Source organism: Thermophagus xiamenensis, from assembly GCF_900112795.1.
GTDB classification, from domain to species: domain Bacteria; phylum Bacteroidota; class Bacteroidia; order Bacteroidales; family Marinilabiliaceae; genus Thermophagus; species Thermophagus xiamenensis.
In genome coordinates this window covers 58,389-74,461 of sequence record NZ_FONA01000018.1, presented here as the reverse complement: position 1 = coordinate 74,461, position 16,073 = coordinate 58,389, and the positions used below count along the sequence as shown (strand labels likewise).

The 16,073-nt window shown below is 37.9% G+C and carries 10 protein-coding genes; 3 read left to right on the top strand and 7 right to left on the bottom strand.

Going from position 1 to position 16,073, the window contains the following annotated elements; genetic code table 11:
- Positions 1-40: 40 nt before the first annotated feature.
- Both BM130_RS11400 and BM130_RS11390 read left to right on the top strand, forming a co-directional pair.
- On the top strand, positions 41-1,045 hold the full coding sequence (locus BM130_RS11400) for a FecR family protein (protein ID WP_010526084.1): 1,005 nt from the start codon (positions 41-43) through the stop codon (positions 1,043-1,045).
- A gap of 232 nt (positions 1,046-1,277) precedes the next feature.
- Positions 1,278-2,825, top strand: coding sequence for a carboxypeptidase-like regulatory domain-containing protein (locus BM130_RS11390; RefSeq protein WP_138956819.1), 1,548 nt, complete (start codon positions 1,278-1,280; stop codon positions 2,823-2,825).
- A 76-nt stretch (positions 2,826-2,901) separates the two neighbouring features.
- Here the strand turns inward: BM130_RS11390 and BM130_RS11385 are convergent, their stop codons facing one another.
- From BM130_RS11385 to BM130_RS11375, 3 genes are all read right to left on the bottom strand, one after another.
- Entirely contained in the window at positions 2,902-3,141 is a 240-nt protein-coding gene (locus tag BM130_RS11385) for an acyl carrier protein (protein WP_010526086.1), read from the bottom strand.
- A 78-nt stretch (positions 3,142-3,219) separates the two neighbouring features.
- The gene (locus tag BM130_RS11380; RefSeq protein ID WP_010526087.1) at positions 3,220-3,810 is read right to left on the bottom strand and encodes an RNA polymerase sigma factor; all 591 of its coding nucleotides are present in this window, start codon (positions 3,808-3,810) and stop codon (positions 3,220-3,222) included.
- Between the two features lie 329 nt (positions 3,811-4,139).
- The gene (locus BM130_RS11375) at positions 4,140-8,438 is read right to left on the bottom strand and encodes an ATP-binding protein (protein ID WP_044138303.1); all 4,299 of its coding nucleotides are present in this window, start codon (positions 8,436-8,438) and stop codon (positions 4,140-4,142) included.
- A 569-nt stretch (positions 8,439-9,007) separates the two neighbouring features.
- Between BM130_RS11375 and BM130_RS11370 the strand changes: the two genes are divergently transcribed.
- On the top strand, positions 9,008-9,199 hold the full coding sequence (locus BM130_RS11370) for a hypothetical protein (RefSeq protein ID WP_010526089.1): 192 nt from the start codon (positions 9,008-9,010) through the stop codon (positions 9,197-9,199).
- A 111-nt stretch (positions 9,200-9,310) separates the two neighbouring features.
- On the opposite strand, the gene rlmN is transcribed toward BM130_RS11370, so the two are convergent.
- The 4 genes from rlmN to BM130_RS11345 all read right to left on the bottom strand — a co-directional run bounded on the left by rlmN (position 9,311) and on the right by BM130_RS11345 (position 16,058).
- On the bottom strand, positions 9,311-10,348 hold the full coding sequence (gene rlmN / locus BM130_RS11365; RefSeq protein WP_010526090.1) for a dual-specificity RNA methyltransferase RlmN: 1,038 nt from the start codon (positions 10,346-10,348) through the stop codon (positions 9,311-9,313).
- A 318-nt stretch (positions 10,349-10,666) separates the two neighbouring features.
- On the bottom strand, positions 10,667-14,113 hold the full coding sequence (locus tag BM130_RS11360; RefSeq protein ID WP_010526091.1) for a PPi-type phosphoenolpyruvate carboxykinase family protein: 3,447 nt from the start codon (positions 14,111-14,113) through the stop codon (positions 10,667-10,669).
- A gap of 507 nt (positions 14,114-14,620) precedes the next feature.
- Entirely contained in the window at positions 14,621-15,286 is a 666-nt protein-coding gene (locus tag BM130_RS11350; RefSeq protein ID WP_010526093.1) for an FAD-binding oxidoreductase, read from the bottom strand.
- A gap of 286 nt (positions 15,287-15,572) precedes the next feature.
- Entirely contained in the window at positions 15,573-16,058 is a 486-nt protein-coding gene (locus BM130_RS11345) for a DUF4494 domain-containing protein (protein WP_010526094.1), read from the bottom strand.
- Positions 16,059-16,073 lie beyond the last annotated feature (15 nt).

Here is a 16,073-nt window from a genome sequence, read left to right as displayed (position 1 = left end):
ATAATCCGGGAATTTAAAAAAGAACAACAAATAAAAAATAATGACAGAAAAGAAACCACATATTGACTGGGCATTGGCGGCACGAATACTAAGTGGCGAAGCGGATGAAATAGACCATGGATTATTGAAAAAATGGTTAAACGAGAATCCTGCCAATAAAGAAGAATGGAAGAAAATACAAGAAAGCTGGGAACTGGGTCAGGAAGCCTTGCTGAAAGAAGAAATTGACAGCTCTACAGCATGGAATAAAGTACGAAACTTTACCACTGACGGCACTGAGCCCAATATAACTCATCCCAGGACTTTTTCTAATAAATGGATTTCAATAGCAGCTATATTCTTACTGGTATTAGGGATTTTGTGGTGGCTATTGCCTAATAATAAACAGGCATCATCCTCTTTGATTGTATCGAACAACCCTCATGAAAAAATGGTACTGAATGATGGAAGTACCGTAACCCTAAACAGAGGCTCAAAAATTGCCTGTGTACAACCCTTTGATTCAGACCAAAGAGTGGTAGAACTTGACGGCGAAGGTTATTTTCAGGTACAAGGCAATAGTGAATGGCCATTTATTGTTCATGCCGGTGGTATAACCATCAAGGTAACCGGAACGCGTTTCAATGTGCGCGCCTATCCGAACCTTAATGTAACGGAGGTTGCTGTTCTGGAAGGAAAGGTTGAAATTTCAGCTTCCTCAAAACAGCCCCAAGCACTGTTAAACAAAGGAGAAACTGCTTTATTTGATAAATTAACGGGTGAGTTAAAAATAGTATCATCTACCGACCCCAATATTTTGGCGTGGCTCACAGGGAAAATCAATTTTAATGAAACACCTTTAAACGAAGTTGCAAAAACTCTTGAAAGGGTTTATGGTGTTACCATCCAAATATCGGACCCCACACTTCTGGATCAAAAACTTACGGCCCGTTTCAGCAATAATTCTTTAGATTTTGTTCTTGACGTGGTTTGTATTACCTTTAATTTAAATCAAAGACAAGAAGGTGATACCATTTTTTTATCCAAAAATGCTTTTAATGAATGAAACGAGCATGACCGCGAAAGCTTGTTACTACAAGAACATAATCATTAACATAGAAAGAAAAAGGAAACAGGAAAAATAACAATGTGGCTGTTAAACCACAAAGCCTTTGGGCTGTTTGTAGGGGCAATAAAGAGTTCTAATACATACGTTCTCTTCCATAAAATACTAAGAACAAGTAACGAAAAACCAAGTATTTTTCCCCATTGGCCAATAATAAGTAAATTTTATTCAAATGGCTTACTGTTCAACACATATGGCTAATCAGAATAACTTATATTTTTCTCGGAAATTTCTAATAACAATATACATTATCATAGGTGGGCTGTTTAACAGCTTTTCGCAATCGACAACAAAAGTATTTGACCAAAAATATTCGTTTTCATACGACAGCATTTCCATTTCAGCTTTCATGGATTCATTGGCCACTAATTTTGCCATTTCATTTTCGTATGATGCCTCAGTTGTAAACGGTGATAGTATAATTTATGCAGTTGCCGATTCAGTCAATTTAGATGAATGGCTACTAGAACTATTAAAAAACAAGCAAATAAGGATTCATCAAAGAGCCAATCAAATCATCATATCGTATGATCCCTTTCGACTTCCACCCGGAACCATTCACATTGAAGGCATTGTTAAAGATGCACTAAATAATAGTCCCTTGCCAATGGTCAATATTGGCGTGGAAGGCAAAACCATTGGAACAACAACCAACAACCAGGGATACTTTAGCGTTTCACTTCCTCAAAAACTGATCGATGAAAATTTGGTCTTTTCCAACCTGGGTTACCTTCGGAAAACCATCCCCATACCACCTGTTGATACCTTTTTAAATATTACATTACAAGAAACCTCAATTCCCCTTCCCGAAGTACTGGTCAGATATATTAACCCGAACAAAATAATGGAGGAGGTTGTCAGACGTATTCCACAAAATTACTCCAGCTCTCCCCTCCTGCTTTCTGCATTTTTCAGGGAAAGTATACAACAAGACCAAGTATATGTAGATGTTTCTGAGGCGGTAATTGAAATATACAAACCACCCTATAATCATAGTTTTGGACATGAAAAAGTGAGATTTGTCAAAGGCAGGAAAGGGAAAACCGAAGGTGATATGAAATTGATCGACTTTAAATTGCAAGGGGGCCCATTGCTTTTTAGCCGCATAGATGTGATACGAGCAGGCGGATTTTTACCCCACCAGGCAGGTAATTTCAAATACAAATACACCTTTAATGGAATGGATTATGAACAAGGACGCAATGTTTTTGTGGTAGGCTTCGAACCGGTAATTGACGATGGCGAATTACTTTATGAAGGAGAAATAAGAGTTGATGAAAAAAACTTTGCCATCATTAGTGTAGATTTCCAAATGACAAAAAAAACCATTCGCAAGAGCAGAACATATTTGATCCGAAAAGACAGTCGACGCTACCGGGCCCGACCATATTTTGCCAAATACCATATTGACTATCGCCCATGGAAGGATAAATTGATACTTAACAGTGTTCGGGGAGAGTTGAAAATGAAAATAACAGACCGGAAAAATAAAGTAAGATCAATTTTTAATACCGTTTCGGAAATGCTAATTACCGATTTGCGAGAGGTACAATGGAAAGCAATAAAATGGTCCGATTCCTTTAAAGAAAATTATATTTTATCTGACCAAATTGAGACCTACGATCCCGATTTTTGGTCACAATATAACATAATAGCTCCGGATGAATCCATAAAAAAAATATTCAGCCCAACAACAGAGAGTCAAAACAAACAAAAATAAACCTAGCCGGAAAACTTACCAATTAAAGCTAACCGGCCAGCTTCGCGTGTTGTTGTTTTAAAACCAAATTGTGATATTAAGCACAATGTTGCTGCAGAAAATTGATGGTTGATCCCACAGAATTTAACTTTGGCAATTCCTCATTTTTAACCTCAACATTAAATCTTGTTTCCAGATAAAAGAGGAAACAGGTCATATCAACATCATCCATAAACAGGTCCTCTTTCAATGAAGCCTTTTCGTCAATCACTTCGCGTGGTATGCCAGTCTTTCTGAAAACCTTATACAGGTTTCTCCTAATTTCTTTTGCATTCATAGTGCCATTAGCTTTTGAAATAACTCAATAATATGACAATGCAAAAGGAAGAAACACGTATAAAGAAACTAAGTTTTTTTAGAAAGTTAAAGACATTTTCCGCTCTTCCATCATTTTGCGCATATTAATCAATGCATAGCGCATCCTCCCCAGTGCTGTATTGATACTAACATTGGTCTCTTCGGCAATTTCTTTGAATGAGAGTCCAAAATAGTGGCGAAGTTTAACAACCTCTCGTTGAGATTTAGGAAGCAATTCTACCAGTTGCGCAACTTCGGAAAGCATCTGCTCATAAACGATTTTATCTTCTACTGTATGTTCCGAAAATTTCGGATGATTCAAAATATCGAATGAATACTGATCATTCGATACCATTTGTAAATTTTTCTTCTTCCGAAAATAATCGATTACCAGGTTATGAGCAATGCGCATTACCCATGACAAAAAACGGCCATTTTCTGCATACTTCCCTGATTTCAGGGAATGAATTACTTTAACGAAAACATCCTGGAATATATCCTCTGCCAAATCGCGTTGGCGAACCATCAAAAAAATGAAAGTATATATCTGTTGATGGTGCCGATCAATTAATAAATCAATAGATTTGGCATCGCCTGATATAAACTTTTTTACAAGCTCCTCATCAGACAGCGTCTTAAGTTCTACCATGATCAATAGTTTAGAGTTAGCTTGTAAAAGTGTTCTATAGGCGATATATTTTAAAGGTTAATAAATAATTTTCTTTATAAATCGGAACGAAATAACAAAAAAATAAACAAAAATCCAAACCTGAATCTCTCAGATTTAATAAATTGAAAGTTAAACCTACAATTAAAAAGAACTATCTGGGATAAGCAGACCAATTCGATTTGGCAAAAAATATCCGGTAATAGGCCCCGGCTGTATCCAGATTTTATTCAGCAAAATTAAATGCATAAAATAGCTACGACTATAACACTACTACTCCAAAAGGTATTAGAAAAAGGTCGAAAAACAGCTTAATTCTGCGTGATAATTTTGCTTTTTTTAATGTGTTTAATTTGTCGATTGATTTCTTTTACGAGTTTTTCTAATAATAAGTTATAAACCGGGGCCTTTTCTTTAAAAGATTTTTCAGTTTTTTGTGCAAGCTCGTATAAACCTGTAGCTTCCATGGTACCCACAATCCCCTTTAAGGAATGAAGTATCCTGGCCACCTCGTCAAAGTTATCTCTTTCCAGTAATTGGTTGATTTTATCGCCCAAATCTTTATAATCATGACAAAAACCTTCGAGAAGTCGTCGATACAAATCAGAACGTCCTCCCATTCGACGAATGCCGGCCTGGACATCGAGCCCTTCAATTTTGGGGAATCTGTATTCTCTACCTTTTTCAGAACGTTTCAATGCTTTCCCTGAAACGTCGGGTTCGCCGAAAACGACACGAAAAATAACTCTGAACAAATCATCGGGATCGATGGGTTTTCCAACCAAGCCTGCCATGCCGGCCTGCAAACATTGCGCCTCAACATCTCCCAAGGCTTCGGCAGTCATGGCAACAACGGGCACCTCTTTCCATCCTTCAATTCTCTTCAACCTTCGGGTAGCCGTATATCCGTTCATACCCGGCATATGAATGTCCATCAATATTACATCATAAGGACAATGCCCATTGCTGTTGTTTGCCAAATCCAGTGCCTCCTGTCCATTGGTTGCCACATCAGTGGTAATATTGGCCATCGACAGTAATTCCACTGTCAATTGTCTGTTTGTTTCATTATCCTCAACCATTAACAAACGCAATGGGCGTTTCTGCTTGAGGTAGTCGCGGTAATTATTCTCTTTAATTTGCTCGTCGTGGTCTTGAGCCTCTCCACCCCCCATGGCATCCATCAAAGCATCAAATAAAATAGTATAATTAGCGGGCTTATGCATGACGACGAACGAAAGCCCCGCCTCACTCCATTGCTTTTGAATATCGGACACATGAAAAGGTGATGACATTATGACCAAATGCTCAAAACGATCCTTAAATTCTAATAAATCCTTAAGAGCCTGATTGCTATTACCCGCAATAAGACTCCAATCCAAAAATAAAAGCCACAAAGGAGACTCGGTATTGATCTGCTTAAGCCGTGAGATTAAAGTTGGGTAAGAACAAGTACGCATAACGCGAAAGCCAAAGTCACCAAGCATACTTTTAATACTCAAGGCGGTCTTCACATTTAAACAGGCCACCATTGCGCCATCACCCTCTACTTCAAAGGCATGCCGCATCTGATCTTTTTTCTGAATAAGTTGACGATCAATAATTGCGGTAAAATAAAAGGTACTTCCTTTGCCATACTCACTCTCTACCCAAATTTCTCCATCCATCATATGTGTAAGGCGCTTGCATATGGCCAGTCCAAGTCCGGAGCCTCCATATTTTCTGGTGGTAGAAACATCCGCCTGTGAAAAAGCCTTAAACAAATTATTTTTTTGCTCTTCCTTAAGCCCGATACCGGTATCTTCAATGGCAAATAATAATTCAGCCTTTTCTCCTTTAAGCGACTTAACTTCAATTTTTACACTTACATAACCCTTATCGGTAAATTTAACCGCATTGTTTACCAGATTAACCAGCACTTGTTCCAACCGTAAGGGGTCCCCAACCAGGCTCAAAGGCACATCGGGAGCTATATCGAAAACCAGTTCCAGATTTTTTTCGTTGACCCGAAACAATACCATATCCGCTAAGTTCTGAAGCACTTGTTCCAGGTCAAAGTCAATATATTCCAATTCAAGTCTTCCGGCTTCAATCTTTGAGAAATCGAGAATATCATTAATGATACCTAACAAAGACCGGGAAGAAGATTGAATACGTTTCAGATACTCCGTTTGTCCTTGAGTATTATCTTTCTCAAGAGCCAAATGGGTCCATCCAATAATTGCATTAAGGGGTGTACGAATTTCATGACTCATTCTGGCCAAAAAGTCGCTTTTGGCCCTGGTGGCAGCTTCGGCCGCTTCTTTGGCTTTTTGAAGTTCTCTTCCGCTTTCATAGCGCGCAATCATTAACCCCATGGTTACGGCAAAGGCTTTGAATAGCGTTTTCTGAGACTCAGGCCATTCTTCAGCTTTATATTCCCTGGCAAAACCAATAAAACCCCAAAATGAATCATGCACAAAAACCGGGACTATCAACATAGAAGCAGCTCCCATTTTCCTGAGAAAAGATTGCTCCCTGGGAGTGGCAGTATTTACATCTACAACTACTTCTTTCTGATCACTTAACTTAAAATACCAAGAAGGATTTATATTTTCATAAGAGAGACCGGCCATATCTTTACGTTGCACCGGTTCTACCGACGATTGTTCCCACTCCACAAAATGCTTAAAAAGAAGCTTTCCCGGTTCGTTACGATAATTTCTAAAAGCAAAAGCACACCCTACACCGGCTCCTTCGCCCAAAACGCGAAGAGCACGTTGAAGTGCTTCCTTAAAATTGACACTGGCAATAAGTTCTTTAAGGGCCTCAGAAACTCCTTGCAATAAACGGTCTCTTACCATTATTTCGTTGACCGCCTCTTTTTGAGCCGTGGTATCAATAATAACCCCTTGAAATGTAGTTTGACCGGTAACTTTGTCGTTAACAGGCAATCCTTTCTCATAAAGCCATTTACGATTTCCAAAAAGATCCCGAATACGGTATTCCATTTCATAAGGTCTCCCATTACGAACAGCCTCTTCGAGGGTATTCATCACTTTTGGAACATCCTCTTTTTCGATGAACGGAATAATAGATTGCCCTTCCTGAATAAAGGCATTAATTCCTAAACCGATAATTTTTTCAACGCCGCCGCTAATAAACAACATTGTTCGCTTTTTATCGTTACGGCAATGGTAAACGATGCCGGGAACATTGGTAACGATATTACGATAATTTTCACGGCTCCTTTCTAAATCATGCAAGGCCTGCCTCAATTGCGTAATATCTGTCGACACACCGCAAATGGCCGTAATTTTGCCGTCCCGATCTTTAATGGGAAATTTATTGGAAAGAAAAATACGTTTTGTATCCCCTGCAGGGAAAAACTCTTCTTTTTGAATGGAACACCCTGCTTTGATAACTTCATCATCATTTTTATGGTGCACTTTTGCCACCTCGTCAGGGAAAATCTCCTTGTCAGTACGGCCTATTATACGATGTGCTTCAAGCCCCAGGGTTTCTTCCATGGGTTGGTTGATTAGCGTATATCGGCCGTCCAAATCCTTAACATAAATTAAAGAAGAGCTATTGTTAATTATATCGTTAAGTAACTGACGATTGGTTTGTAACTGACGAGCGGCCAACTCTCTGGTCTCTTCATCCCGCTTAATTTTACGATAAAAAATAACGGCAAGCCAAATGCCTAAAATAATTGCCAGAGACATAAAAACCGATAAAACCACAAAGCTTATTAAAACCCAACGCTCCATCGCCAGGTTTTGATAATAATAAGCCTGTTCACCAGAATGTTGAATACTCTGTGAACTTTGATCCATCAATTTTTGAATTCTTTCAATATCGTCGATGGCTTGCACCAACTCCTGCATTCGTGTTTGATAAGTGGCGAGGCCACGACGCATCCGCATCAGTGGTTGATATGCCGAGGAGCCAGGGGGAACAACACCATCGGGTGGAATCAAACTTAAAATACGTCTAAATACGAGCTCCACCGATTCTTGGGTAACCCTTTCGGCCGGATAATTCCATAACTGCTTTTCTATCTCCTTTAAATGAAGCAATTGGAAGATCAAGTCGTTATAAAGTTCGGCCTCCTCTCTTCTGGATGCTTGATGGTCCCAGCTTAATCGACGGGGAAACGGTTCCCTTGCCGCTGAAAAAACATCCTGAAATAAAGAATCCATCTGATGTTCAACTTCTTTACGCCGATCTTTTAAATCGATAACCAGAAGCCAATATTGTTTATATTTTTCCAACCAATTAACGACAGAAGAAAGCTCTTCCTGGCTTTTGGCATTAAGAGAACTTTCCTGAGCGTCATGAAGCAGCATCTCAATACGCAGAGTTAAACTATCCACTTCCAGCTTGGTGGTGGTATCATTCTTTAGTGTTAACTTTTCAGCCTGGATTCGTGATATATATATCTGATCAAGAAGTTGGTCTACCTTCTCAGTACTCTTTACCCAAACTTTCAATCTAAATGTTCCCAGCAGACTTGCGCCGGCAACAAATATCAATAATAGCAAATTGATTAAGTATCCGCCAAGTACTTTTTGACTGATAGAGCCATTAGATTTAAAAAATTTTATGACTTTTTTTCCACTCCACATCGGACCACATTCTTTAATGCTACAAAAATGGGAAAATTTCATCAACTTATCTCTGGTTCTTTTTAATTAAATTTCATTTCACACTTTATAATTTTTCAATAAATTCTCCGTTTTTAATTATAATTTCGCATGTATTTTGACCCACAATGAAACAAAATAGTTTAAACCCACCCTTATTTTTATATCATTATTTTCACTCATTAACCTAGAAAAACCCTATACCCCAAACTAAAATGCTTTTAGGTGAAACAAAAGTGAAATATTATCAATGAAACTTGCTTGGATAGTAGGTTTTTCAAAATAAGAACATGTATAAAAATATAATGGCAGAAGTGCACAGGCAGAAGGCAGAAGAAGTGATTAGTCATTAGTCAACAAGTGGTTAGTGTTGAACAACTAATAACTAACGACTAACCACTAATGACTAATTTTAAGAATCAATAGTTCAATAAAACAAGGAAATTTTATACAAAGAGAACAAACTTTACAATCTTTCGTAGAAATCGCCCTAACAATTACCAACCCCATTAATCGGGAGGATAATTCAGAAAAATTTAAACTCTTCTCATATGAATAATTCTACCACAATTGATTTGGATTTTCTAGTCAGGAAAAGTCTTTACATTCAACATCTATTTTCTAAAGTACCCAAATCTAAAATAAAAGAAAAGTTCCCTGCGCCGCGGAAAGAATTTCTCGATAAAATGAAATCAACACTTCACAACCACTATAATCAAATACCAGACAAACCTCAAAAATAAGCATTTTTTATCATAAGAATCATAAATGATTTTGTTGATACAAGTATAAATAACAGGCAGAACAATGGGTAAATTCTCTCTGACCACATTTGAGAAAAAACAAACGAGGAATCAATAATCTAAATCAACATTTTGCTTGACCATATTTTTTGTAGAAAGCAAACCACAAGCCGCAAAAATATCTTCACCTCTTGACTTACGGATAGTAGTAATCAATCCTTTTTTATTTAACTCATCGGCAAACCATTTCATTTTTTCAGGGAGAGAGCCATTAAGGGGCGAACCCGGAATAGCATGAAACCGAATAAGATTCACACGACAGCGCAGTCCATTCAGAAGTTTGGTTAAACCTTTAATATGTTTTGAAGTATCATTCACCCCATCAAACATGATATATTCGAAAGAAACCCGCCTTTGACGTCCAAAGTCATATTCACGCAGGGTATTTATAATAGATTCCACGGGATATACATGCTCAACAGGCATCAAACGACGTCGTTCTTCATTGAAAGGAGAATGAAGGCTAATGGCCAGGTGGGCTTCGCTCTCCTCAATAAAACGACGCATCGCAGGCTCTACGCCCACCGTTGAAACTGTTATTCGGCGTGGGCTCCACCCTAAGCCCCAGTCGGCGGTAAATATTTCCAGACTTTGCAATACATTATCAATATTATCCATGGGTTCCCCCATACCCATAAAGACGATATTGGTGAGCAAATTACTTTCCGGCAAACTCAATACCTGGTTAAGAATTTCACCTGCCGTTAATTGCCCCTGAAAGCCTTGCTTGCCTGTCATACAAAACAAACAACCCATTTTACATCCCACTTGTGATGAAACACAAAGGGTATGACGATCTTTGTCGGGTATATATGCAGCTTCAATAAACAATCCTTTTAAAGCCGGGTAAAGATACTTTTTTGTTCCGTCAGCAGAAGTCTGTACTTTGGTGGGCTCAAATCTCCCTATCTCATATTTCTTTTTTAGCGCCTCTCTGGCTTTCTTAGAAATATTGGTCATTTGATCAATATCTGAAATTCCCTTTTGGTATATCCACCTGGCCAATTCTTTCGCGGCAAATGCGGGCAAGTTATTTTCTAATGCTATTGCTTTAAACTCTGTTAATGTTTTTCCCAACAAAGATTCCATAATAATTTACTTCCGTTTTAATACACCAGTATAAAGTTCATCTTATTCATTAGACAATTGAAACTTATAAATAGTGCTCAGTCATTAATTCTTTGTTTATAGTTGCAGCTGTAACCAACACCAATGACTTTTTACTAAAAACTACCACCCTTCTGCCACTGTACTTTTCAAACATGTACTTTTTGGCAAAAGTCACTATACTCGTTTCACCGGTCTAAACCACAACAACCAACAACTTTACAAAAAAAATCTTTTAGCAAAGCCAATCGCCTTTATCTCATCTTACTTAACTTGTCCTCCAAAGAGCTAAACAACCTGTTACACCACAAAAGAATCAAGGCCGATAAAACCTTCAAGTGATTTCAAATAATTAGAAGATTGATAACGCTTAATTTTTTTTTCAGCTATATCAATGTTGAAGTTAACCTTATTTAGTACACTTTGTTCAATATTGGACCTTAACTCTCTGTAATTTTTTAAATATTTCAAATGCTTTTGCCATAAACCAATATCACTCTTCTGCTTATTTTTCAGTCGCTGATGATACCATTCACTATCCAACATATTATCGCGTAGAAACAGATTCCGGATATCAGGATGGTTGATATCTTTCCCGTTATATTCACCATAAGCCATAATATGCAATAATGCCTTTAGCGGCGGAATAGCGCCTTCGACACTCCCATCCAGGAAATAACTTTCGGCAATCTGCTGTTGCGTATCAACTATATTGTTGATTCCATCAACAAAAACAGCTAAATCCTGAGTTTCCGGTTTCAAAATCTCCTGGTCAAATATGGCGTCCGGATTTTCAAATATTCTCCCTAAAAAAGTTCTGGCAAATTTAGCGGTTATTCTGTAACCAAGTCTTGAAGCAAGAACTTTTTGTCCTTCAAAATTAAAATCTTCCAATTTTTCCAGATATCGGTGCTCAATAAGAAACTCAGGCCGGCTTTCTTCGGGATGCAAACGACTCCAGATTTCAGGCACCAGGAGGCTGATATCATGATCTACACGGAACTTGGGTCCAATATAACCGGCGGCAGAAGTAAACCCCGGATAACCGGTAAGAATAAATGACACCAAAGCATTATTGAGGTCAGAAACAGGACTTAAGGCATTGAAAGGCCCTTTGGTCAATGCACCTTCTGACCCGGTACCGGTGGTCGAAGGGGATTTTCCGGTGAGGCTGCAAATGAAATCCATAAACAATTCAGGCAATTCTTGATAATGTATGGGATTATATACGGCAAGGGAACGAATGCCCGGTTGAGGCGGATTATTTCTTCGTCCGGCCAATACGGCATTGACAGGATACAATACTGGCTGATTAGGCGGAATTTTCCGAAATAACCGGGAACCTATCTCTGCAATATAATTATCACGATGTTGGATTAAATTGGGTCTGTTTTGAAGGTATCTAACATTTGCCGAGGGCTTACCATCAACAATACGCGGATGGGATGATGAAACAAAAAAGGTACTCTCTTTCTTATCCACTACTTCACGGATAAGAACTTTCATGGGTTTGCTATACTTATCAAATTCAATAGCATTATCAGTGATTTTCCTTGCATCATCCGCATTTAAAGGTGCAAAATTGGATATAAAAGTATTTGGTGTCGCCAAATCTTTTTCGGCCTGTTTATCATATCCTCTATGAATTGCATCATCAGGTCTTTGAAAAAAACGAAATTCACAGTTATTGGTAAATTTAGCCGCAGGATAAGAAAAATTTGGCGATAAATATTTCAACTTAGAATTTGGAACAACCGTTGAAACTGATATATCATCTTCCATTTGCAGCTTATCGGAGGCAATAAAATCCTGTCGTAATTTGAATGTTCTCCAGGCGCCATCATTGGTTAAACCAACACGGAGATAACTGGCGACCAACTTGCGGTTTTTAAACTTAAGTTCATTTCCGTGTCGTCCATCAACAATATCAACTGAAAAATATTCTTTCCAATTGTTTCCCCATTCTTCTTTGTAAAAGCGTTTAACAATATAAACCAAGCCTTTAATATGATATGGGATACGTTTCAACCATTCATTATATTCAGGTTTATATCGGTTAGCTGCAGGAGTTAATAATTTAATGACAGAACCCAACGAACGTTTAGGACTTAAAATGGGTCTGTCTTTTTCGGTGTGTATATGATCCAAATATACGTCTGAATAATCTTTATTGATTATTTCCTCAACTTTTTTGAAGTCATTTACAAAATCAGCTGTAAAGAAAGGGCCATATATAATTGCATCGCTAATAGATTTAGAAATTTCCGACTTGCCGCCTCCCGATACAGTACAAGGTTTGTGACAAAATGTTCCCTCGGCCACCGAACCAATAAGTCGCCAGGACGGCACATACGGGTTTTTATTCATCCTCACTTTATATCCAGCCGGAAGAATATAGGTATATTGGGGTTTAAGACTAATACTTTGTTCCTTACGATTTCTTATCCACGAAATTTTCTGATTAATAAGGCTGAATGCAGCATTTTCAGGAACATAAATAATATTTCTATACATCTTATCAATGGCGTAACCCTCAGGCTGTTCCTCCATGAAATCGGCATAAATTTTCACCATTTCATCGAAGGATAAATCATTTCCTGAAAATTGATTGCGATCAGAAAATTCATCCCCCAAATTATAAGCAGGAAAAGCAATAGCCCCGCCGGCATGTTCTTCTTCAACATTACCCAAAAGATTGGCTGCAAAACTTATTTGGGTTTTTACTTCTTTTTTTGAATAACCATAATAATTATCGGCAATTATTGTTACGATAACACCATCAGAAGTTCTGGCAGTGATTTTAAAAGCTTCACCATCATTATACAATTCATTCTCTTCCTGCCAGCACATTCCATCGCGCATCTGCCGTTCATTCGCCTTGCTGACATGAGGAAGACCTAAATCCCTTTTTTTTAGTTTAGTAAGGTGAGGTGCTAGTATAACGCAGCCGGTATGACCCGTCCAGCCTTCTACATCGAGTGCCGAATCGTTCTCAGGTAAAAAGGGATCGCCGGCATTGCCAAAGATAGATTCAACAAAATCGAGATTACTCACTAAATTACCGGGGACAAAAAAGCGTATCTCCATTCTCCTCTCTTTGCAATTACCCACACATGGTTCCACCACAGGTTTCAAAAGAAGAGAAACAAAGGTAGCCGCCTTTTCTTTCTGAGATGAGGTAAAGGGTAGCTCCAGCAATTGGCGGGGAGGATTAACAGCTTGTTCCAGCAGTTTTGCAAAAGTAATTTTAGGAACCGCTTTTTTATCGTAAGGAATAGGCAAGCCTCCTTCAGTAATATGAAATACCCCTTTGGTAGTACGTCGATCATTTTTAGGATTATTGAGAATACCTTGCTTTACTCTATAACTCTCAATAATATCTGATTTGAACGAAGGCTTATCAGGAGGGAGCGACAAAGCTCTTGCCACGCCGTGATAGTCTACAATAAAAGTATTATCCGGTAATCTAATATCGATATCAGTTTTATAATCGGCTAAATAATTATCAAGGAAATTTTGAATTCGTTGATCGGCCGGACAAAGATAGGAGGCTAACAACTGATTTTTTTCTTTATAATTTTTTATTAAGTCATTGGCCAATTCCAAAAACCCCATACGAGACTGGGACTTATAGATGGGTTGCCCCATTGCTGCCAGTTTAAGATTAATATACTCGATGAGCCGCTTGGGTTTTGGAGTTTCATTAATTCCATTTTCGGAAATCCCGAAAGATTTTTTTAAATCCATTTAAAAAATATTTGTTTTTCTGGGATAAGATAGAGCATTACAATTTAAAATTCAACATATTACTCTATTTGTTTTTTGAATATGCACAATTTAATTTTGCTTTAGCAAATAAAACAAGCATGATCAGAAAGTTTGACACAACAAGAACATGGATAAAGGCAGAAGTGCACAGGCAGAAGGCAGAAAATGTTTATAGTCATTAGTCAACAGTCATTAGTGTTAATGGACTAGTGACTAATGACTAACCACTAATGACTACTTTTAAGAAACAATATATCAATGAAGTAAGTAAATTTTATACGAATAAAACGAGCATGACCAAGAAATTTTGTCTCAACCAGATCAACCAGAACATGTAGGAAATGATGGTCATGCGAATTCTATTCGGCCAATAATTTTGATAAATTATATACTTATGAAAATTTCCGGATAATAATAAAAATCCCTAAATCAAAGCTATTGAAATGCTATATGATTTTAGAGACCAAATGAGAAAGTCAATTCCGGTTAAAAATAAATTTCAGCTATTACCTTTTCGATAGCAATACCTTTACCCACCAAAATATCCCGAACCTCAACAACCATGTCAGGATTGCCACATAAATAAAATAGTACATCTCCAGGCAACTCCTTAAGATCTTTTAACCATGAGGTTAGGCGACCACTATTAATACCTGGTCCAACTTCCCGAGTAGCAAATCGCAGATAACTCTCCCCAAGAGTTTGAACAAACAGCTCAGAAAACAAAAATTCTGCGGGTGTTTTAGCACCATGAATTAACTTTTTCCCCACATACATGTCCGATTCTGCCATACTAATAAAAGGCGCTATTCCCGTGCCGGTTGCAATCCACCAGGCAGGCTCAACAGTACCTAAAAATTTGCCGAAAGGTTTTGACATATACAGCTTATCCCCTTTAGAAAGTTTTGCCAATTGGGGTGTAAGCTTTCCGTGCGGGTTAACATCGAATATTAAACGGATAAAATCTTTTTTGTTTCCACTGGCAATACTATAAAGTCGAGGTTCATCAGTTGGATTCATTGCCACGGCAACCACCTGCCCGGGAATGAAGTCAAATTTTTTTTCTGTTTCCAAAGAAAACACTCCCGGAACTATCTCCTGATTATCAATTATCTTAACCGGAAAAAGATCTTTTTGCTTACGTTTGGTCATAAAAGATTATTCACTAAAATCAATTCCTACAGTAAACAGAAAAAAAGAAGGAATGTTGAGGACAGATTAATTAAAAGAAACTTTGATTATTAATATTAAAAGAATCAGACATCCCCAAAACACTGAAATTCAAAATAAAACAAACTTAATCAGGAAAGTTTGTCACAACAATAATATATAGGCAGAAGTGCACATAGAAAAGGCAGAAGACATCATTAGTCACGAGTGAACAGTCATTAGTGTTAATGGACTAATGACTAACCACTAATGACTGGCTATAAAATGCTTACGCCTCATCATTGTTGAGTTGGGGCTCCAAATTTTTAGAAAAGGCTTTATCAGCTTCATAAGGAAAAACATCCATCAAAGGACTTTCAGAAATGCTAATCACATGGAAGTCAACAACCATATCCGAAAGTCCTTCCATCAAATGCTCGTAGGCATCCCGCACATTATCGGCCATAACCAACATATTGCTGGTCACCTTTTTTTCTTTCTGTGCATTTTCATCGATGGCCAAATGGCTAACTTTACATTTATACCACTTATCGCCGGGAAAATTAGGGAATAAATCGGTATAATCGGCTTTGCGAATATTGGTCACCTGGAATTCGCCTCTAATCATGGATTGCATCTCTTCGTGAATCCTCTGTTCAGCTTCGGTAAATGAAACTGCATCGACCAGATATGGTTCAGTTACTTTCTTTTCTTTACCGCTATTTTCGTCTATTTTGATATATTTAACTTTGCACTCGAACCAAGTATGTAGCATCTCAATTATTGTTTT